21 protein-coding genes are annotated in these 18,986 nt (G+C 70.9%); 11 read left to right on the plus strand and 10 right to left on the minus strand.

The genetic code is table 11. The features are described 5' to 3' along the window. Positions 1-41: 41 nt before the first annotated feature. On the minus strand, positions 42-989 hold the full coding sequence (locus tag ABFX50_RS38685; protein WP_428834721.1) for a helix-turn-helix domain-containing protein: 948 nt from the start codon (positions 987-989) through the stop codon (positions 42-44). A 123-nt stretch (positions 990-1,112) separates the two neighbouring features. Between ABFX50_RS38685 and ABFX50_RS38690 the strand changes: the two genes are divergently transcribed. Continuing rightward, positions 1,113-1,835 (plus strand): NIPSNAP family protein, encoded by a 723-nt coding sequence (locus tag ABFX50_RS38690; RefSeq protein WP_346153715.1) that lies wholly within the window; start codon positions 1,113-1,115, stop codon positions 1,833-1,835. On the opposite strand, the gene ABFX50_RS38695 is transcribed toward ABFX50_RS38690, so the two are convergent. Then, positions 1,836-2,243: a RidA family protein gene (locus ABFX50_RS38695; RefSeq protein ID WP_346153717.1), complete on the minus strand. Its 408-nt coding sequence runs from the start codon at positions 2,241-2,243 to the stop codon at positions 1,836-1,838. A 74-nt stretch (positions 2,244-2,317) separates the two neighbouring features. Between ABFX50_RS38695 and ABFX50_RS38700 the strand changes: the two genes are divergently transcribed. Then, complete coding sequence (locus tag ABFX50_RS38700) at positions 2,318-2,950, plus strand: TetR/AcrR family transcriptional regulator (RefSeq protein ID WP_346153719.1); 633 nt, start codon at positions 2,318-2,320, stop codon at positions 2,948-2,950. A gap of 122 nt (positions 2,951-3,072) precedes the next feature. Here the strand turns inward: ABFX50_RS38700 and ABFX50_RS38705 are convergent, their stop codons facing one another. Further along, positions 3,073-3,414, minus strand: a complete 342-nt coding sequence (locus ABFX50_RS38705; protein WP_346153720.1) for an ArsR/SmtB family transcription factor — start codon at positions 3,412-3,414, stop codon at positions 3,073-3,075. Positions 3,415-3,492: 78 nt separating this feature from the next. Further along, entirely contained in the window at positions 3,493-4,086 is a 594-nt protein-coding gene (locus ABFX50_RS38710; protein ID WP_346153722.1) for a TetR/AcrR family transcriptional regulator, read from the minus strand. 82 nt (positions 4,087-4,168) lie between these two features. On the opposite strand from ABFX50_RS38710, the gene ABFX50_RS38715 reads away from it, so the two are divergent. Together ABFX50_RS38715 and ABFX50_RS38720 are read left to right on the plus strand one after the other, a co-directional pair. Further along, the gene (locus tag ABFX50_RS38715) at positions 4,169-4,597 is read left to right on the plus strand and encodes a nuclear transport factor 2 family protein (RefSeq protein WP_346153724.1); all 429 of its coding nucleotides are present in this window, start codon (positions 4,169-4,171) and stop codon (positions 4,595-4,597) included. Then, positions 4,594-4,803 carry a heavy-metal-associated domain-containing protein gene (locus ABFX50_RS38720; RefSeq protein WP_346153725.1) on the plus strand — a complete coding sequence of 70 codons (210 nt, stop codon included), beginning with the start codon at positions 4,594-4,596 and terminating at the stop codon, positions 4,801-4,803. The genes ABFX50_RS38715 and ABFX50_RS38720 overlap by 4 nt, the downstream gene beginning before the upstream one ends. A 37-nt stretch (positions 4,804-4,840) precedes the next feature. On the opposite strand, the gene ABFX50_RS38725 is transcribed toward ABFX50_RS38720, so the two are convergent. Together ABFX50_RS38725 and ABFX50_RS38730 are read right to left on the minus strand one after the other, a co-directional pair. Then, positions 4,841-5,680 carry an alpha/beta fold hydrolase gene (locus tag ABFX50_RS38725; RefSeq protein ID WP_346153727.1) on the minus strand — a complete coding sequence of 280 codons (840 nt, stop codon included), beginning with the start codon at positions 5,678-5,680 and terminating at the stop codon, positions 4,841-4,843. A 349-nt stretch (positions 5,681-6,029) separates the two neighbouring features. Next, entirely contained in the window at positions 6,030-7,388 is a 1,359-nt protein-coding gene (locus tag ABFX50_RS38730; RefSeq protein WP_346153729.1) for a YibE/F family protein, read from the minus strand. 218 nt (positions 7,389-7,606) lie between these two features. Here ABFX50_RS38730 and ABFX50_RS38735 point away from each other — a divergent pair, with 218 nt between their 5' ends. Continuing rightward, positions 7,607-8,461 carry a TIGR03619 family F420-dependent LLM class oxidoreductase gene (locus tag ABFX50_RS38735; protein WP_346153731.1) on the plus strand — a complete coding sequence of 285 codons (855 nt, stop codon included), beginning with the start codon at positions 7,607-7,609 and terminating at the stop codon, positions 8,459-8,461. Positions 8,462-8,600: 139 nt separating this feature from the next. On the opposite strand, the gene ABFX50_RS38740 is transcribed toward ABFX50_RS38735, so the two are convergent. After that, positions 8,601-9,845, minus strand: a complete 1,245-nt coding sequence (locus ABFX50_RS38740) for an acyltransferase family protein (protein WP_346153733.1) — start codon at positions 9,843-9,845, stop codon at positions 8,601-8,603. Positions 9,846-9,977: 132 nt separating this feature from the next. Here ABFX50_RS38740 and ABFX50_RS38745 point away from each other — a divergent pair, with 132 nt between their 5' ends. The 5 genes from ABFX50_RS38745 (at position 9,978) to ABFX50_RS38765 (ending at position 15,239) form a co-directional block, all read left to right on the plus strand. After that, positions 9,978-11,495, plus strand: coding sequence for an N-acyl homoserine lactonase family protein (locus ABFX50_RS38745; protein ID WP_346153735.1), 1,518 nt, complete (start codon positions 9,978-9,980; stop codon positions 11,493-11,495). Next, the gene (locus tag ABFX50_RS38750; protein ID WP_346153737.1) at positions 11,492-12,151 is read left to right on the plus strand and encodes a TetR/AcrR family transcriptional regulator; all 660 of its coding nucleotides are present in this window, start codon (positions 11,492-11,494) and stop codon (positions 12,149-12,151) included. The genes ABFX50_RS38745 and ABFX50_RS38750 overlap by 4 nt, the downstream gene beginning before the upstream one ends. Positions 12,152-12,305: 154 nt before the next feature. Continuing rightward, on the plus strand, positions 12,306-13,445 hold the full coding sequence (locus ABFX50_RS38755) for a serine hydrolase domain-containing protein (protein ID WP_346153739.1): 1,140 nt from the start codon (positions 12,306-12,308) through the stop codon (positions 13,443-13,445). Positions 13,446-13,484: 39 nt separating this feature from the next. Next, positions 13,485-14,384: a DNA-3-methyladenine glycosylase family protein gene (locus tag ABFX50_RS38760; RefSeq protein ID WP_183644739.1), complete on the plus strand. Its 900-nt coding sequence runs from the start codon at positions 13,485-13,487 to the stop codon at positions 14,382-14,384. Positions 14,385-14,447: 63 nt separating this feature from the next. After that, positions 14,448-15,239, plus strand: a complete 792-nt coding sequence (locus tag ABFX50_RS38765) for a DUF1206 domain-containing protein (RefSeq protein WP_346153741.1) — start codon at positions 14,448-14,450, stop codon at positions 15,237-15,239. Between the two features lie 46 nt (positions 15,240-15,285). On the opposite strand, the gene ABFX50_RS38770 is transcribed toward ABFX50_RS38765, so the two are convergent. Then, positions 15,286-15,963: a phosphatase PAP2 family protein gene (locus ABFX50_RS38770; RefSeq protein ID WP_346153743.1), complete on the minus strand. Its 678-nt coding sequence runs from the start codon at positions 15,961-15,963 to the stop codon at positions 15,286-15,288. Then, positions 15,950-16,696, minus strand: coding sequence for a phosphatase PAP2 family protein (locus ABFX50_RS38775; protein WP_346153745.1), 747 nt, complete (start codon positions 16,694-16,696; stop codon positions 15,950-15,952). Before ABFX50_RS38775 ends, ABFX50_RS38770 begins: the two co-directional genes overlap by 14 nt. A gap of 98 nt (positions 16,697-16,794) precedes the next feature. Here ABFX50_RS38775 and ABFX50_RS38780 point away from each other — a divergent pair, with 98 nt between their 5' ends. After that, the gene (locus ABFX50_RS38780; protein ID WP_346153747.1) at positions 16,795-17,685 is read left to right on the plus strand and encodes a diacylglycerol/lipid kinase family protein; all 891 of its coding nucleotides are present in this window, start codon (positions 16,795-16,797) and stop codon (positions 17,683-17,685) included. 165 nt (positions 17,686-17,850) lie between these two features. On the opposite strand, the gene ABFX50_RS38785 is transcribed toward ABFX50_RS38780, so the two are convergent. Next, positions 17,851-18,921 (minus strand): glycerophosphodiester phosphodiesterase, encoded by a 1,071-nt coding sequence (locus ABFX50_RS38785; protein ID WP_346153749.1) that lies wholly within the window; start codon positions 18,919-18,921, stop codon positions 17,851-17,853. Between the last annotated feature and the right edge of the window lie 65 nt (positions 18,922-18,986).

Below are 18,986 nucleotides of genomic sequence, written 5' to 3' on the forward strand. Positions count from 1 at the left end.
AGGGCCGTGACCGCCGGCCTGATCCCGCCTTGGTCGTGTGGTCAGGCCGGCGTCGCCCCCCGCGTGTCCCGGCGGAAGGTGTGCCGGTAGCCGGTGGGCGTCACGCCGAGGTGGAGGCTGAAGTGCCGGCGCAGGTTGGCCGCCGAGCCCAGCCCGCTGTGCTCCGCGACCTGGTCGATCGGCAGATCGGTCGACTCGAGCAGGCGTCGCGCGCGGATGAGGCGCTGGTTGAGCAGCCACTGCAGCGGCGTGGTGCCGACCGCGGAATGGAAACGGCGCGCGAACGTCCGCGGGCTCATCCCTGCCCTGCGAGCCAGCGCGTCGACGGTCAGCGGCTGGTCGAGACGGGTGCCCGCCCATTGCAGCAGCGGCCCGAGACTGTCGTCGTCGGTGTCAGGTATGGACAGGTCGACGTACTGCGCCTGGCCGCCGGTGCGGTGCGCGGGCATCACCATACGGCGGGCGACCTGGTTGGAGACCTCGGCGCCGAGGTCTTTCCGCACCACGTGCAGGCACAGATCCAGCGCCGCGCCTCTGCCCGCGCTGGTCATCACGTCGCCGTCGTCGACGTACAGCACCGACGCGTCCACCCGCACCTGCGGATGCAGCATGGACAGCGTGCCCGCGTACAGCCAGTGCGTGGCCGCCCGCCTGCCGTCGAGCAGCCCGGCGGCGGCCAGGGCGAAGGCGCCGGTGCACAGGGAGATGACACGCGCGCCGGCTGACGCCGCCGCCGTGAGGGCTTCGACCAGCGCCGGGGGAACGGGCAGGCCCGACTGCACGCACGCGTACGGCAGCGCGGGCACGATCACCGTCCGCGCCTCGGCCAGCGCGTCGAGGCCCTGGCGCGTGTGCTGGAGGAAGCCGAACTCGCTCCTGGTGCCCGCCGGTTTCTCCGCGCAGAGCCGGAAGTCGTACCACGGGTCGGCCAGGTCGGTCCGTTCTGGGCCGAAAACCTCGCAGGCGATCGCGACCTCGAACAGGGGCATGTCGTCGACCAGAGCCAGGGCGACGGAACCGGCGCTCACGTCCCCAGCGTACGGCAGGAATTTTGCGAACAGTGGCACTCCTGCCACTCGCGGCCCCTTCCGCGCGTTGGCATCGTTCTGGGGGTGAACATCATCGAACTCAGGCAGTACACCCTGCGTCCAGGGCAGCGTGACCTTCTCATCGACCTGTTCGACAGGGAGTTCGTGGAGAGCCAGGAGGCCTTGGGGATGCGTGTCGTCGGGCAGTTCCGCGACGAGGACGACCCCGACCGGTTCGTGTGGCTGCGCGGCTTCCCCACCATGCGGGCCCGGCGCGAGGCGCTGACCGCTTTCTACGTCGAGGGAGAGGCGTGGAGGAGGCACGGGCCGGCCGCCAACGCCACGATGGTGGACTCCTCGAACGCGCTCCTGCTGCGTCCGGCGGGCCCGGACTCAGGATTCCCCGAACCGGAGACGCCTCGGCCTCCCGTGGACGCCGCGACCGTGCCGGGCTCCCGGGTGATGGCGACGATCTACGCCGTGGACGAGCAGGCCGATGATGACTTCAGCCGGTTCTTCGACGACCGTGTGGCGCCGTTGATGGCTGAGACGGGGGCGCCGCCACTGGCCCGCCTGCGTACCGAGCACGCCGAAAACACCTTCCCCCGCCTGCCCGTCAGAGAGGGGGAGAACCTCTTCATCTGGTTTGCCTCGTTCGCCGACTCCGATCGGCGTCGTGCGCATGTCGAACGGCTGGAGCGCTCGCAGGAGTGGCACGAGAAGGTGCTGCCCGAGCTGACGGCACGGTTGAGCGCTCCACCCCTGCACCTGAGGCTGGCCCCGACGGCCAGGTCGCAGCTGCGCTGATCAGTCGAGGACCGCGGTGGCTTCGACCTCGACCAGCAGGTCGGGCTCGCCCAGCGCGGCGACGCCCAACAGAGTGATCGGCTTGACGGGGTCGACCCCCAGTTTCGCGGCCGCCCTGGCCACGCCCTCGCCCAGCAGGGGCAGTTTCTCGGGGCTCCAGTCGACGACGTAGACGGTCAGCTTCGCCACGTCGTCGAAGGATCCACCGACCTCGGCCAGCGCGGTGCCGATGTTGAGATAGGCCTGCTCGACCTGGGCGGCGAGGTCTCCTTCGCCGACCTTGCGGCCGTCGGCGTCGCGGGCGACCTGACCGGCGAGGAACACCAGCTTCGACCCGGTGGCGATCGACAGCTGCCGGTAGACCTCGGGCTGGGGCAGTCCCTTGGGATTGACCAGGGTCACGGCCATGACTTCTCCTTCTCGTCCGGGTCCGCGGATGCGGCGCTCCACCAAAACATAGCAATGCTATGTATTGTGGCGCCATGGCCAGAACGAAGGATCCTGTCGTCCGCTCCCTGCTGATCGATCGGGCCGCGCAGATGCTTCGCACCCGTGAGCCGGTCACGCTCCGCTCGCTCGTGGCCGGCACCGGCGTCTCGACGATGGCCGTCTACACCTACTTCGGCGGCATGGACGGTCTGTGGAAGGCGCTGCGGCAGGAGGGCTTCAGCCGCCTGGCGGCCAAGCTCGCGGCGGTCGCGATGTCCGCTGATCCGGTGCGAGACCTCGCCACCCTCGGCGCCGCCTACCTGTCCAACGCCCTGGAGAGCCCCGACCTCTACCGCGTCATGTTCGACGCGGGCTTCGAGCTCGAGGACGCGGCGGCCGCGGACGAAACGTTGTACTGCCTCGTCCGCGCCGCCGAACGGGCCAGGGAGACCGGTCGCTTCCGTGATGACGTCGACCCGGTGGAACTGGCGACGCAGAGCTGGGCGATCGGCCACGGGCTCGCCTCGCTCGTCGCCACCGGCCCCCTGTCGCGCCAGGCGCTCGCGCACGGCGTCCCGCTGCTGACCGCGCTGTTCGTGAGCGCGGGAGACGATCCAGACCGATGCCGCCGCTCGATCGAGCAGGCGTGGAAGGCGGTGCTCCCTGCCGCGGACGAGCTCCCGTGACCCCTGGCCCGCTCGCCGGGCTCACGCGGCGGCTGGCCCGACGGCGGCGGCAGGCCAGGGACGATCAGCGGAGGCGAAGGGCTGCGCGTCGGTGGGACCTGGAGGAGAAGGAGCCTCTGGCGTCAGACGGTGGACGGGGTGTTCAGCAGGGCGGACAGCTCCGCCAGGGTCTCGGGGACCAGGCGGTAGTAGACCCATGGGGCGCGGCGCTCGGAGGTGAGCAGGCCGACCTCCTTCAGCACCTTGAGGTGGTGGCTGATGGTCGGCTGCGACAGCTCGAAGGCGCCGGTGATGTCGCACACGCAGACCTCGCCGCCCGCGTGGCTGGCCACGATCGACAGGATGCGCAGCCGTACCGGATCACCCAGCGCCTTGAACACCTGCGCCACCCCGGCCGCCTGCTGGGCGTCCAGTGGCTCGCGGGTGAGCGGCGGGCTGCACTCCAGGATCTCCAGCAGCTCCATCGACCCCTCCAGAGTAGATGTTCGTCGACGTTCTATATTGACATATATCTATGTATCGCGCGTAGATGCTGCGGCCATTCACTCGACCGCCGCGCCGTAGAGCCGGAGCAGGCTGAGGCGGAGCGCCGCGTCCGCCTGCTCGCCGGACATGCGCCCGGCGCCGGCCTCGTCGCCCGCGGCGTGTCCGAGGGCGATGGTGGCCGCCACCAGCCAGTCGGTCGAGAGCCTGCGGTCGAACTCGCCGCTTTCCTGGCCGCGCAGGATGATCCGCCTCAGGCGATCGGCGACCGGCGCGTGTCGCTCCTGGTCCGCCTGCGGGCTCACGGGCATCGCGCTGATCTGCTGGAGCAGCAGGGGGTACCGCTCGCTCATCCGGCGGCTGACCTCGATCAGCCGGCACAGCGCCTCCGCCGCGGATTCTTCGTCGAGCCCGGCGGCGTCCATCGCCGCGACGGTCTCCTCGGTGACCCGGTCGACGGCGGCCTCCAGCAGCTCCTCGCGTGAGGGGAAGTGCGCGTAGACGGTCTGGCGGGTCACTCCCGCGGCCGAGGCGATGACTTCGACGCTGACGTCGGGTCGCTCGTTCAGCAGCTGGACCGCCGCGTCCAGGATCGCCGCCCTGCTGCGCCGCGCGTCGGCACGGCGACGCTGGGGGGCCGGAGGAGAAGTCAACTCATACACCTTGTCAAAGTTGTGCGCGGACAATATCTTACAGCCTGTAAGAGATAGTACGGGAGAGTGCGACAGGAGCACCATGAGCCCATTCGACGGCGTCAGCCCGGAGCAGTTCATCGCCGACTTCATGACCTCCTTCACCGACGAGATCGTTCGAGGCGAGGAGGATCCGGGGCCGATCGTGGACCGCTATTACACGCCCGACATGATCCAGATCGCCGACGGCGTCCGGATCGACCGCGACAAGCTCATCGCGCACATCCGCCCGGTGCGCAAGAACCTCACCCACTACCGCCTGGAGGTGCACGAGGCCCTGGCCAGCGGCAATCGCATCGCCGCCAGGTTCACCCTCCACGGGCAGATGCGGAAGAAGGCGGTGGCCACCGAGGTGCACTTCTTCGGGGAGCTGGCCGCTGACGGACGGATGAGCAGAACTCACCAGCTCACCCGCGCGCTGCCCACCGGCCAGGGCGGGCAGCCGGCACCCGGCAGGGAGGAGGAGGCGTGAGCCAGAGCACCTACACCGTCAGCGGCATGGTCTGCGGACACTGCGCGGGCTTCGTCACCGAGGAGATCGAGCGCGTCGCCGGCGTCACCGCCGTGGCGGTGGACGTCGAGAGCGGCGCGGTCACCGTCACCAGCGATCGGGACCTCGACGTCGAGGACGTCCGCGCCGCCGTCGAGGAGGCCGGCTACGAGCTCGTCCGGGCATGAGGGGCCCCGTCGGCGTCGCGGTGGAGGCGAGCGCGCTTCACCCGAGGAAGGCCGCCGTCGTCGCCACGAACCTGCGGGCGTCGTCGAGCCACGGGAAATGGCCCGCTTGTGGCTGGACGACGAACTCCGCGTGCGGGAACAGCTCGGCGAACTCGGCCGCGACGCTCGGAGGCGTGTTCAGGTCGACCTCTCCGGCAAGCAGCAGCACCGGCGCGTGGAAGGCGGCGAGCGCCGCGCGCGTGGCGTCCGGGTCGAACACGCCCTCGGCGCCGAAAGCGGCTGCCGCTTCCCTGTTCCTGTGGCTCTCCTGAGCCGCCTGGTGGGCTCGGGCCCGCGCGTCCCATCGGCCGTAGAAGAAGGGGTCGATGGCCTTCCAGTCGTCGTCGGTGGCGTTGCCCGCCACGATGGACTCCAGAGCGGTGAAGGCCGCGGCGAACCAGGGCTCGTTCTCGCGGAGCCCGGCCGTCTCGAGCCGGGATTGGCCGGTGGCCGCGATGCCGACGGCCATGGTGCTCGGAGTGATCAGAGCGAGCCTGCCGACGCGTTCCGGGTGCCGGGCGACGTACAGCGCCGCGAGGTTCGCCCCGGCGGAGTGGGCGAGCAGCTCCACCCGGTCAAGGCCGAGGTGCTCGCGCAGGGCGTCGACATCGTCGACGAGCCGGTCGCAGCGGTAGGAGGCCGCGTCCTCGGGGATCGCCGACCTGCCGGTGCCCCGAGGGTCCACCATGATCAACTGCCGGTGCGCCGACAGGCCGCCCAGTTCACCGAGGTAGTCGCTGTCCTGCATCGGGCCGCCGGGCAGGCAGATCACCGGGGCGCCCGCTCCGAACACGTGGTAGGCGAGACGGGTTCCGTCGTGTGCGGAGAAGACAGGCATGGCGAGGATCCTGTCAGCGGCGCCCGGACCACGGCAACCGGCTCTCGTGACCGCTCTCCGGCCATGCGGGAACACTGTCGCCGCGGTCCCGGGGATCGCGGCGTGCCACTGGCCGCCTGCTCGGTCACGTGGGCGGTACGGCCGCGCCTGTTCCACGGCGACGTCTGCGGTCAGGACGCCCTGCCTCAGCCCGGCGGCCGAGCCCGCCCCCAGCGGTAGCCGGTCGGCCTCCGCGGGCTTGCCCGGATACTGGGCCTCGACCACCTATCGCCGGCAGCCTGGCTGTGAGTTGACCAGGCCGGTGACGCCGTACTCGCGAGCGAGCGGCCCGCCAGGTGGTGCCGGGCGCTCACCGATCGCGGGGATCGTCCCAGAAGCCGTGGTCGTGCCGTACAGGCCGGGGCCTGTCATGAGCGGGCTCGAGCACGCCTGGAGACGGCGCGGACGTCTCCTGCGGGTCGTTCGCGCGTCGCCGGTGCCGGGACGACGGCGAGGCGTCGCCGTGGTGGTCGAGGCCTGGCCGCCGGGAGCTGACGAGCGCGGTCAGGGCGGTGGTGAGCGGGACGGCGGCGATGAGGCCGAGCGTCCCGACGACGCTGCGGACGATCTCCTGGGCGATGAGCGGGTTGGTCAGCACTTCGCCGAGCGGCTGCTTCGCGACGCTGATGAGCAGCAACAGCGGCAGGGAGGCGCCGGAGTAGGCGAGGATGATCGTGTTGATCACCGACGCGATGTGCGCGCGGCCGACCCTCGCGGCGGCCCTGTACAGCTGCAGGAAGCCGTAGGACGGGTTGGCGTGGGCGAGCTCGGTGACGGTGACGGCCTGGGTGACGGTGACGTCGTCGAGCACGCCGAGAGAGCCGATGAGGATGCTGGCGAGCAGGAGTCCCTGGGCGTCGATGCGGTAGCTCATGTCCAGGTAGAGCGAGCTCTCGTCGGTGATGCCGTTGAGCTGGGCGAGTCCGATCGCGCCGTAGGACAGCAGCCCGGTGAGGGTCAGGCTGCTGAGGGTGCCCAGGACCGCCATCGAGGTGGTCAGCGTGAACCCGTGGGTGAGATAGAGCACCGCGAGCATGATCGCCGCGGAGCCGACGATGGCGATCGCCAGTGGCGGCTCGCCCGCGAGGATGGCGGGGATCACGAACAGCAGCAACAGGGTGAAGGTCACGCCGAGGCCCACGAGCGCCGTCACGCCGCGCCAGCGGCCGAACGCGACCACCGCGAGCGCGAAGGCCGCGCCCATGATCCACAGTGACGTCGACCGGTCGTGATCCGAGAGCAGGTACGGCGACGCGTCGAGCGTGCTGTCAGGGGTGTGCACGAGCACGACGTCGTCGCCCTCGGCGAACCGCTGCGCTCCGGGGCCGCTGGGAAGGTCGGTGGTGATGCGCTGTCCCGCGTTGGCGCCGCTGGTCAGCCTGATCTCGGCGTCGCCGCAGGAGGCCGGATCCGGAGGCGGCTGCTCGGCGCCCGCGGCGACGCCCTCTTCGGGGGGAAGCTCGGGGCACGGCTTGAGGGTGATCGAGGTGATCGTGCCGGTGAGTCGTTCCAGCCCGGGGGCGGCTCCGGCTCCGGGCTTGTCCGAAGGCCAGAGCGCGATCAGCCCGATGACGGTGCCCAGGGCCAGGGGGATGATCACGGCCAGGGTCAACCACACGGTGCGGCGTGAGGCGGGGATGGCGGGGCCGTGCGCGTGGTTCGCGCCCATGACGAAAAGATCTCCTCAAGCCCTCAACGATGGAGGACAGTACATTACCGCCGCGCCCGGACCACCCCGTCTCGACGGCCAGGACACGGACGGGCCGCTCGCGCCACTTGCCTTGACACCGGTGACAGGGCTCTACCGTGAGCGCGCGCGCCGTCCGGCTCCGATGCCGGGGACCGCTGCGGCGGATACGGTCGCGCGTCGCCGACCGGAGGAACGAGATGAAGTTCGGGATCAGCTACAGCACGCCCTACTACGGTGTAGACCCCGACAGGATCGTGGCCTATGCCCGCCACGCCGAGGACTGCGGCTTCGAGTCGCTGTACCTGCCCGAGCACATCGCGCTGCATCCCGGTGCGACGGTCGGGCCGTACGAGCTGCCGCCTTCGCTGCCGTACGTCGATCCGCTCGACTGCCTGAGCTTCGTGGCCGCGGCCACGCGGCGGATCCTGCTCGGTACGGGCGTGTTGCTGCTGCCGTACCACCACCCGGTGGTGCTGGCCAAGCGACTGGCGACCATCGACGTGCTGTCCAAGGGGCGGATGCGGCTGCTGACCGTGGGGCTCGGCGCCCTGCCGGGGGAGGCTCGCGCGATGGGCGTGGACTTCGCCACCCGCGGCCGTCGCGCCGACGAGGCGATCGACGTGATGCGGCTGCTCTGGGCCGGTGGCGAGGAGGGCGTCAGCTTCGAAGGGGAGTTCTTCGCCTTCGAGAACCTGTGCCAGTACCCCAAGCCCCACGGGGGCACGAGCCTGCCGGTCCACGTCGGCGGGTCGAGCAGGGCGGCCGCCCGTCGCGCAGGGCGACGCGGTGACGGCTACTACCCCGGCGGCGCGCTCCACCCGGACGAGCGCGCCCTCCAGCTGGACCTGGCCAGGGCGGCCGCCGCCGAAGCGGGTCGCAGCGCGCAGGCGCTGGAGTACACGCGACCGGGCTCGATCGACATGACCGTCGAACAGGTCGAGGCGCTCGCCGCCCAGGGCGTGACACGCATCGTCGTGAGCGCCACCTTCGCGGAGGCGGACCGGCAGCGCGAGGAGATGTCCGCGTTCGCCGAGCGGTTCTCCCTCAGCTGACCTTCTCCCGCCCGGCGGCACCCCAGCAGGGGTACGGTGCCCGACGAAAAGGGAGTTCGTCGCGGGGCGTGGCCGTCGTCTTCGCCCCGAAGGGGTCAGGACGCCTGAGGGCATCGGCTGCGTCAGCTGAGAGTTCCGGTCAAGACCGGCGCGGGCCTTCGTCCTGGCTGCCCGTCAGCGGGCTCCCGGGTCGCGGAGAGGCGGAGGCTAGACGTCTGCCCAGCCGTTGGGCCGGGGCTTCCACCCAGCGCCAGGTCAGCGCGCTGAGTGCCAGCAGCACGCCCACCACGCACACCAGCGCGACCAGCCGCAGGCCCAGCGGCACGGCCAGCGGTTCGGGCCAGAACCGCTCGACGCTTTCCAGCAGCAGGGGATGGAGCAGGTAGATCGAGTAGCTGACCAGCCCCAGCCACGCCAGAGGCTGCGGCACCTGCCTGTGCCGCAGCCTCATCCCCACGGCGAAGGTGAGCCAGGCGGCGACCATGGCCGTCTGCAGGCCGAGCTCTCCCCACGCCAGCCCTGTCCAGGCCAGCGGCACCAGCGCCACCCATCCGGCCGCCGTCCAGGAGAGCTCGCCCTGCTCGGCCCGATACAGCACCGTGCCCGCGAACATGGTGGCCAGGATCAGCAGCCCCTGCCACGGGTCCGGGTAGCTCTGATTGACCGCCAGAAGGCCGAGCACGGTCACCCCGAGGACGATCGCACCCGCACGCCGTACCGGGGCCGAGCCCTTCAGCACGGCGGCCAGGCCGCCCGCCACCAGCGCGGTCACCACCAGCACGACCGTCAGCATCCGGCCGGCACCGCCGGCCGACAACAGCTTGACGGGTAACGCGGCCGCGCCCAGCACGGCCACCACGGCGAAGCCCAGCGCGCCGGTGACGCTCCTGCGGTGCACCCCGAGCGTGAACATCGCGGTCAACAACAGGTAGAAGGCCATCTCGTACGACAGCGTCCAGAGCACGTTGACCAGGTTCGGCACGTACAGCAGGTTCTGCAGCATCGTCAGATGACCCAGCACCATGGAGGCCGGTCGGTCGCTCCACCAGATGTGCAGGCCGTCCCAGCCGGCGGCCACCAGTAGCGCCATGCCGGCCACGCACACACCGAGCAGTGGATACAGCCGGAACAGGCGAGAGATCCAGAAGGCCCGCACGCTGCCTCGCCGCTCCAGCGAGGCGGGCACGATGTAGCCACTGACCAGGAAGAACACGATCACGCCGTACCAGCCCGGTTCGAAGAGCGCCTTGACAGGCTCCCTGGCCTCGGGCAGCAGCGGTTTGAGCGCGTGCTCGAAGACCACCAGGAGAGCGGCGATGCCGCGCAGGGCGTCGAGCCATGCCAGGCGCTGCCGGGTCTGCTCGGGCGCCTCGGTGCTCAGCATCCGGACATGCTAGCGATCAATGTCCGCAATCTCTGAGTTTGCTGTGAATTGAGCAGCGGGGGACCGTGGCGGGCGGCCGCTATTATGTAAACGCATCCGTTTGCGTTTACATAATGAAGGGTGAGTCGATCGATGAAGATCCTCTGCAAGATCGCGTTACTCGCGCCGGCCCTTGCGGTGAGCGCCGCCTGGCTGGTCGTCCTGCGACTCAAGGACGTGGCGGCGCCGCTTCTCGTGGCCTACGGCCTCCTGCTGCTCGGCCTCGCGATCGGGCTGCTGTGGCCTCACGCGCTGGGGCGGCGCTCCACGCGCACCCGCGTGCTCGCGCTCCTCGGCGCTCCCGCCGCCCTGTCCACACTGGCCCTCTACTTCGCGGTCGTCTTCTACGTCACCGACGTGCCCGTCCTGCTCGGCCTCGCCTCCGCGGCGGCCCTGGCGGGGGCGCTGGTCGTCGGCCTGCGGGGCAGGCGGGGCACCGCCGGCGCGACCGCAGGGCGCACCAGAAGGGCCCTGCTGCTGGGCGGCGCCGGTCTGGCGCTCGGCGCGTTGAGCGGGCTGTCCGTCAGCCGGGTCGACCGCCATCGCCGCGATGTGCTGGCACAGGGCGCGCAGGAGCTGAAGGAGGCGGTGCGAGCCCCGGGCGCGAGACGGCGCGGCGCCGTCGGCTCGGTACGGGTCTTCCCCCTGCACACCGGCGACACCGTCGTCACGTACGGCCAGTTCTACGGCGGCCTCGACGGCTGGGAGGGGCTGACCGGCTACACGCGTACCCTGCTGGACAAGGCACAGATCGCGGTGCCGGTATACGCCTATCTCATCGACCACCCCCTGCACGGGCTGATGATGGTCGACACCGGCGTCAGCTGGGAGCAGGCGAACGATCATGATGGGTACTACGGCCACGGCGGCATGGCCTCGCGCCTGCTGACCGAGCGCCACGAGTACAGGCTGACCGCCGACCAGGACCTGCGGGTCCAGGTGGCCAGGCTCGGCTACGACGTCAAGGAGATCTCGACCGTGTTCCTCACCCACGTCCATGACGATCACGCGGGAGGCCTCCGCTCCCTGCCCCGGGCGACGGTGGTGATGGACCGGCGCGACTGGGACGAAGGCGTCCTCTATCCCTACTCCTTCGACCTGGTGAAGGAGCGGCTGTCCTTCCCCGCCTTCGACTCGGGCCCCCTTCTCGCCTTCCCCCACAGCCAGGACCACTTCGGCGACGGCAGCGTGGTGCTCCTGCCCACGCCGGGGCACTCACCCGGCCACATGTGCGTGCTGGTGCGCATGGACGGCGCAAGCGCGCTGTTCATGGGCGACACCCTCTACACGCTGCCCCATCTGGCCGTCGACGAGGTACGCCAGATGACGATCGGCGGCGCGGACACCGCTCGTCAGGTCGAGGCCGCCCGCCGCGTCCAACGGCTGCTGGCCTCGGCCACCGACACCGTGCCGCTGTTCGCCCACGACAACACCCGCTACCGGCACGCGGTCGCATCCGCGTTCTCCCAGGGGCGGCCCGACGCGGCGGGGTTGCTGGCCCTTCGCCGGCACATGGACACCGTTCTCACGCCCGACTGGCGCCTGCGCCCGGGCCAGGCGCCCCACTTCGTGCCCTCCGGCGCGGGCGTCGGGGAGGTGGCCTTCCGATGACCTCCACCCGGCGCACCAGAGGACGGCCGCGCGACCCCGAGGCCGACGAGCAGATCATGAGAGCGGCGCTGGAACTGTTCGTGGAGCGCGGCGTGGAAGGGGCGAACGTCGAGCAGATCGCCAAGCGCGCGGGCGTGGCCAAGGTGACGATCTACCGGCGCTGGTCCTCGAAGGAGGAGCTGCTGATCCAGGCGATCGAGCAGGCCCGCACCCTCGTGCCCGAGGAGGAGATCTGGGCGGCCGCGGACGCGCAGGGTCCACCGCTCGACGAGCGGCTCATGGACTCGTGGGAACGGACGTTCGGCGACACGCGCTTCCGCGCCGTGCTCGCCCAGCTCATCGGCTCCAGCATCGGCTACCCGTCACTGCTCGCCGCCTACCGCGAGCACTACATCCTGCCCCGGCGCCGAGTGATCCACGCCGCGCTCGAGCGCGCCAGGCGGGAAGGGCGGCTGGCCGAGGAGGCCGACATCGACGCCGTGATCGACATGGTCGTGGGCGCGGCGATGTACCGCATGCTCATCGACCCGGACTCATCCGGCGACCCCGACGCGACAGGCCGCGGCCTGGCCGACGTCGTCGGCCAGGCCGAGCGGCTGCTCCGGCGCACCGAACACCGCACGGCCGCCCCGCCCGGCGAAGAGGAGCAGAGCTGAGCCGCACCCGATCTCCCTGCCTCAGGGCCACCCTGGGGCGGGCGGGACGAACGAAGCGTGTGATGATCGTACGCGCGGTCACGGGGCCCGGTGCGCACCGCGAGGACGGCGAAGACCTCACCCCGTCGTCGTCGGTGTCTGGAAGGAGAAGCGCATGCCGAAGATCCACGGAACGGTGTCGGAAGGGTTCGAGGAGGTCAGTGCGGAGTTCGCCGCCGTGGCCGACGGCGAGGCCGGGCTCGGAGCCCAGCTGGCGGTCTGCCTGAACGGCAGGCGGGTCGTCGACCTCTGGACCGGCGACGGCGTCTCCGGTGACTCGCTGCACGCTCTGTACTCCTCCGCCAAGGGCGCGGCGCACCTGGTCGCGGCCCTGCTGGTGCAGGACGGCACGCTGAAGCTGGAGGCGGCCGTCGCCTCCTACTGGCCCGAGTTCGCCGCCGAAGGCAAGGGCGACCTCACCCTGCGAGACCTGCTGGCGCACCGCGCCGGGCTGATCGGCGTGGAGGGCGGCTTCACCGCGGCGGAGCTGGCCGACGACCGCCTGCTCGCCGCCCGGCTCGCCGGACAGCGGCCGTACTGGCGGCCGGGCTCCGGCTACGGCTATCACGCGTTCGTGATCGGAGCGCTGATCGGTGAGGTCGTCCGCCGCGCCACGGGACAGTCGCTCCAGCAGGTGTACGACGAGCGCGTCCGCGCGCCGTACGGGCTGGAGTTCTACCTCGGCCTGCCCGAGGCGCTCGAACCCCGCTACGTGGAGGTCCAGCCGCTGCTGCCGGACCAGCGCGCCATGGCGGAGGCGCACGCGCCGGCACCCGACAGCCTCATGGGGATCGCCTTCAACCTCAACGCCACACCGCCCACCGATCTGGCCGCCTTCGCCAACACCCGCACGGTACGGGCGCTGGGCCCGGCCTCGTCGGGCAGCGTCGGCAACGCCAGGGGACTGGCCGGAATGTACGCCGCCGCCATCAGCGAGATCGACGGCAGACCGCCGCTCCTCGAGCCCGGCACCCTCGCGGAGTTCACCAGGCCGCACTCCACGGGCCCCGACCTGGTCACGGGGGAGCGCGACCACTTCCTGCTGGGCTTCGAGGCGCAGGCCGTCCGCTATCCCGAGCTGGGCGCGGACGCCTTCGGCCACAGCGGCGCAGTGGGCGCGCAGTCCTTCGCCGACCCCCGCAGCGGCATCGCCTACGCCTACACCCGCCGCCGCTTCTCCTTCGGCGGGGGAGGCGGAGCCCCGGAGAACCGCCGTCTGGTGGCCTCCGTCATGCGGGCGGCCAACCGCGCCTAGCACGTCCCGGCCGGTCGGAGGGCCTCCTACCATACGCGCATGACCACGCACGGATTCACGCTCACCGCCGAGGGCCCTTTCGACTTCGGCGCCTCGCTGCGCTTCGTCGAGGACTGGCCGGCCACCAGCGCGCTGCCCTCCGACGGGCGGTCGCTGCGCTTCGCCTACTGCGCGGAGTCGGACTGGCTGCCGATCGGCGTGACGGTGACCGCCGCCCCCGGCGGGGTCGCCGTCGCCACGACGAGGGCGGCGGGTCCAGGGATCAGGGGCGAGGTGGCGCGCATCCTGTCCCTCGACGTGGACGGCACGGGATTCGCCGAGCTGGGGGAGGCCGACCCCGTGCTCGGCGACCTGCAGCAGCGCCGTCCAGGCCTGCGGCCCGTGTGCTTCTGGAGCCCCTGGGAGGCGGCGTGCTGGGCGGTGATCGTGCAGCGCTCCTCCATGCTCATCGCCTCCAGGATCAAGCAGCGCATCGCGGAGCGGTTCGGCGCGAAGGTCACCGTGGACGGGCAGGTGTACGCCGCCTTCCCCCCGCCCGTCACGCTGCTGGAGGCCGGCGGCCTCGGCCTGCCCGCGCAGAAGGAGGAGTGGGTGCACGGGCTGGCCCGCGCGGCGCTCGACGGCGTGCTCACCGCCGAGCACCTGCGCGCGCTCGAGCCGGAGGAGGCGCTGGCCGAACTGCGCGCCCTGCCCGGGGTGGGCCCGTTCTCCGCGGGCCTGATCCTCATCCGCGGCGCTGGCGCGCCGGACGCGTTCCCCGGCGACGAGCCGCGCCTGTTCGCGACCCTGCGCGAGGTGTACGGCCTGCCGCACGACGCGCCACCGGCCGCCTACCGCAGGCTGGCCGATACCTGGCGGCCCTACCGCTCGTGGGCGTCCTTCCTGTTCCGGGCCTCCACCTTCGGCGTCATGGACGATCGGGAGGGTGCGCGGAGCTGAACAGGGCCTAGAACGCGCGATCGAGGGCAGTTCGAGGGTCTTTGACGACTCTCGGGAGAATTCATGAGTGAAGCTGAGGCCATGGCCCGCCGGGCGGCGGACAGCCCGGCGATGGACAAGTTAGCGCGGGTCGGGCTGGTGTGCCGGGGCGTGCTCTACGGGCTGATCGGGGTGCTGGCGCTCCAGATCGCGTTCGGCGAGGGCGGCCGGGAGGCCGACAAGAACGGCGCGATCAGTACGGTCGCCGAGCTGCCGTTCGGGGCGGTGATCCTGTGGATCATGGTCGTGGGGTTCGCCGCGCTGACCGTGTGGCAGGCCTGTGAGGCGATCTTCGGGTCCCGCAGGGCCAAGGACAGGATCGAGTCGGTCAGCCGGGTCGTGGTCTACGCGTTCATCTGCGTCGCGTTGCTGACCATGCTGCTGTCCGGCGAGAGCACGTCGGACGACAAGGCCTCCCAGGACCTGACGGGCAAGCTGCTCGCACTGCCCGCGGGACAGGTCATCGTGGGGGCGATCGGGCTCGGCATCCTCGCGCTCGGCGTCTACTGGGTGCGCTACGGAATCAAGAAGGAGTTCCGCAAACAGCTCAGGCCGATGCCGCCGCGGGCCGGCTCGGTGATGGATCGGCTCGGGCTCGCCGGGTACGTCGCGCGAGGGGTGATCGCCGGGCTGGCCGGGGTCTTCGTGATCCAGGCGGCCATCACCTTCGACTCGGACAAGGCCGGCGGCGTCGACGCGACGCTGAGGGCGTTCGCCGACACCCCTGCGGGGCCGTGGCTGCTGGTCGTGGTGGCGCTCGGGGTGCTGCTGTTCGCCGGGTACTGCCTGGGAGAGGCGCGCTGGCGCAGGACCTGAAAATCGGCGACTGGTTCCTCGCCTTCGAGGAACCAGTCGCCGCAGGCTAGGCGGGGCGGACCAGCTCCGAGGCCCGACGGCGTTGCCTCTCACGCCGGTACAGGATCGCGCGAGCGGCCATCACGACGCAGCCGACGCCGAGCAGCAGGCCCCACAGGACGTCGGTGACGAAGTGCATGCCACGGTAGACGCGGGAGAAGCCGACCGCGAGCGGGGCGGCGATCCCGAGCACCCAGATCACCACCTGGAGCCCCCTGTTGCGGACATGCGAGCTCAGGATGAGCGCGACCCCGCAGTAGAAGGCGACGGCGGCGCTGACGTGCCCGGAGGGGAAGCTGCTGGTGGGCGGGGCCTCGTCGAGGTGGCGCACCGGCGGCCGGTGCCGTCCGACGATCATGGTGGTGGCCAGGAAGACGAGTGACTGGCTCCAGACGGCCGCGATGAGAAAGACGGATTCGCGCCAGCGTTTGTACACGAGCCTGAAGATGATCGCGAATATCGCGGTGGCCGCCACGATGTACGGGGTGTCCGACAGGCTGCTGCCGACGTCGGTGAGCGCGTTCCACAACGAGGTGCGGTCGGCGGCCAGGCCCCGGCTGACGGCCGCCTCACCGGTGGGCAGGGCGAGGATCAGCTTGCCCACGCCGAACGTCGCCGCGGCCATCAGGATCATGGGGAGTAAAATCGTCAGAGCGTAGTACTTCACGTGCTCAGTTATGGTCATGCATCACCTTCACCGACTCGGGTTCCACTCCTTCAGCCAATGGCGAGGCGGGCCTGCGGCCCTGCTCCCTTCGCCAGGTCTCGAATGCCGCCGCGGTGGCGGCGATGACGGCCGCGCCCAGCACGATCCCTCCGGCCACGTCGCTCACCCAGTGCACGCCGAGCGCGATCCTGGTGTATCCGACCGACAGCACCAGGAACCCCGCGACGGCCCAGGCCACGATCCGTCCCGCCCGCGACAGCACGGGCAGGAGGAGTAGGACGATCACTCCCGCGCCGAGCGTCACGTGGACCGTGTGGCCCGAGGGGAAGGAGTCGCCCGGCGCGAGCGCGACGGGATCCGGCAGGTGCGGCCTGGCGCGGGCAACGACGATCTTGAGGGCGAGGCCGATCAACCCGCCCACGACCATGGTGGTGACCGCCCAGATGGCCAGTCTCGGCGCGCCCCTGTACAGCAGCCAGGCGGCGTAGGCGATGACCGCGACACGCCACGGCCACGGCCCGAACAGCTCCGACCATACGATGAGCAGCCTGGTCACGTCGGGATGGGCGAGCGCGTACGCGTGCAGCTCCCTGGCGACCTGGGCGTCCAGCCCGTTGACGGGCATCTTGGCCACGACGAGCAGCAGACTGAAGGGGATCATGACGAGCGCCGCCGCGAAGCTCGCGATCGTCAGCCGCAGCCCCAGACTGCGGTCCCGGTCGACGCGAGCCCTGAGCCATTGCCGCCTCACAGTTTCGGCCTTTCCTCGATGCGCATTCGCGCTCGGCTACCCCGGCAGGGAGAGTTGATTCCTGCCTGAAAGGCGGCGCTGAGGGTAGCCAGAAGGACATGTCCCCCACCGTGGCGGTTGTCGCGCATCGCAAGAAGACTCTCGGCGCAGGCCTGGACAGGCTGCGCACGCTCATCACCGAACAGGACGTCGGAGACCTTCTCTGGTTCGAGGTGCCCAAGAGCAAGAAGGCGCCGAAGAAGGTTCGCAAGGCGCTCAAGAAGGGCGCCGACCTGGTCTTCGTCTGGGGTGGCGACGGCATGGTGCAACGGTGCGCCGACGAGCTGGCCACCTCGGGCGTGCCGATGGCCATCCTCCCCGCCGGGACCGCGAACCTGTTCGCCAACAACCTCGGCATCCCCATTGACCTGGAGGAGGCGGTGCGGATCGGCTTCCACGGACGGCGGGAGAAGCTCGACCTGGGCGTGCTCAACGGCGAGCACTTCGCGGTGATGGCGGGCGCCGGGTTCGAGGCCGAGATGATCGCCGACGCCGACGGGCAGGCCAAGGAGCGGCTCGGCAAGCTGAGCTATGTCAAGGCGGCCGTACGGCACGTCGGCGGCCCGCTGGTGCCGATGAAGATCAAGATCGATGGGACGACGTGGTTCGACGGGGAGGCCAGCTGTCTGCTCCTGGGCAACGTGAGCACGATCGCCGCCGGCATCGAGGCGTTCGACGACGCCAGGCCCGACGACGGCTGGCTGGAGGTCGGCGTCTCCACCGCCAAGGGGCCGATCCAGTGGGCCAGGGTGATCGGCAGAATGGCCACGGGACGCTCCGACGACTCCCCGTTCGTCCGGATCACCCGCGCCAGGAAGGTGTCAGCCACGTTCGGCGCCCCGCTGACGTACGAGCTGGACGGCGGAGACCGCGAGGCCACCACCGAGCTCGAGGCCAAGGTCGTCCCCGGCGCCCTCACCGTCTGCCTCCCACCGGTCGAGCAGCCCTGAGCCAGGCCCCGCCCGCCAGGCCCCGCCCGCCAGGCCGCGAAGGCCGGTCCGCGAAGGTGGGTCCGCGAAGGTGGGTCCGCGAAGGTGGATCCGCGAAGGTGGATCCGCGACGCCCGCCTCGTCTTGGCGCACGGCCCGGACGAGGCGGCGTCGCGGACCCGCCGGTCACGGCTCCAGGTGGTGCCCCCTGGGCCGGTACTGCTTGGGCAGCTTGAACCCTCGCTCGGCCATCACCTGCCGCAGCCGGTCGGGGTAGTCGGTGATGATGCCGTCCACCCCGTCGTCGATCAGCTTGTTCATCGTCGGCTCGTCGTCGATCGTCCACGGGATGACCTTGATCCCGAGACCGTGCGCCTGCTCGACCATCTCCCTGGTCACGTACGGCTGGTAGCCGGGGTCGGTGACCTTCCCGTTCTGGGGGAACCCGTGCACCGGCGAGAACGCGTCGGCGCCGAAGGACTTGACGGCCTTGAGCGGGTCGCCGCCGAAGTCGTCGATGTCGATGCCGCCGAGCCAGGGTGAGGCGCCTGGCCGTCCGGTCTGCAGGAAGTCGCGGTTGGTCAGGGCGACGATCGGTAGGCGGGGCTCGACCTCCCGCATCCGCATGAGGGCGCCCCAGTCGAAGCTCTGGACGGTGACCTGCCGCAGCAGCCCTGCGCGCCGGATCTCCTCCGCGGCTACCTGCACGAACTGCTCCCTCGGCGCCGTCTCGTGCGGCGCGCCCGCCTCGACCTTGGTCTCGACGTTCAGCGCGACCCGGTGCGCGCGATAGCGGTTGACCAGGTCGAACACCTCGCGAAGCAGCGCCATCCTGGCCCCGGGCACCGGCCGCTGCCCGGGGAACTCCGCCTTGGTCGCCGAGCCGCAGTCCATCGTTCTCACCTGGGCGAGGGTCAGCGTGTTGATGTACCTGCCGACGTAGGGGAACTCCGGATCACCCGGTACGGCCGGCGCGGTGTCGCGGCACACCCTGCCGCTGATCCGCCGGTCGTGGGTGACGACCGCCTGGCCGTCCTCGGTGATCTGGATGTCGAGCTCCAGCGTGCTGACCCCCAGCTCCAGCGCGTTGGCGAAGCCGGGGAGCGTGCTCTCGACGACCAGGCCCATTCCGCCTCGGTGCGCCTGCAGGTCGAAGCCGTGGCGGCCGCCGGTCTCGGCGGCGCCTGCCGTACCTGCGGTGGCCGCCAGCGTGGCGCCGAGAACTGCGAACGCGGGCAGCGCGCGCCATCTGCTCATGTGTGATCCGTCCGTTGAAGGGCCGTGCGTTCCCTCGAAGATCCATCGGGGGCGAGGCCGACGAG

Origin of the sequence: Nonomuraea recticatena (assembly GCF_039533245.1) — a bacterium.
Lineage (GTDB): Bacteria > Actinomycetota > Actinomycetes > Streptosporangiales > Streptosporangiaceae > Nonomuraea > Nonomuraea roseola.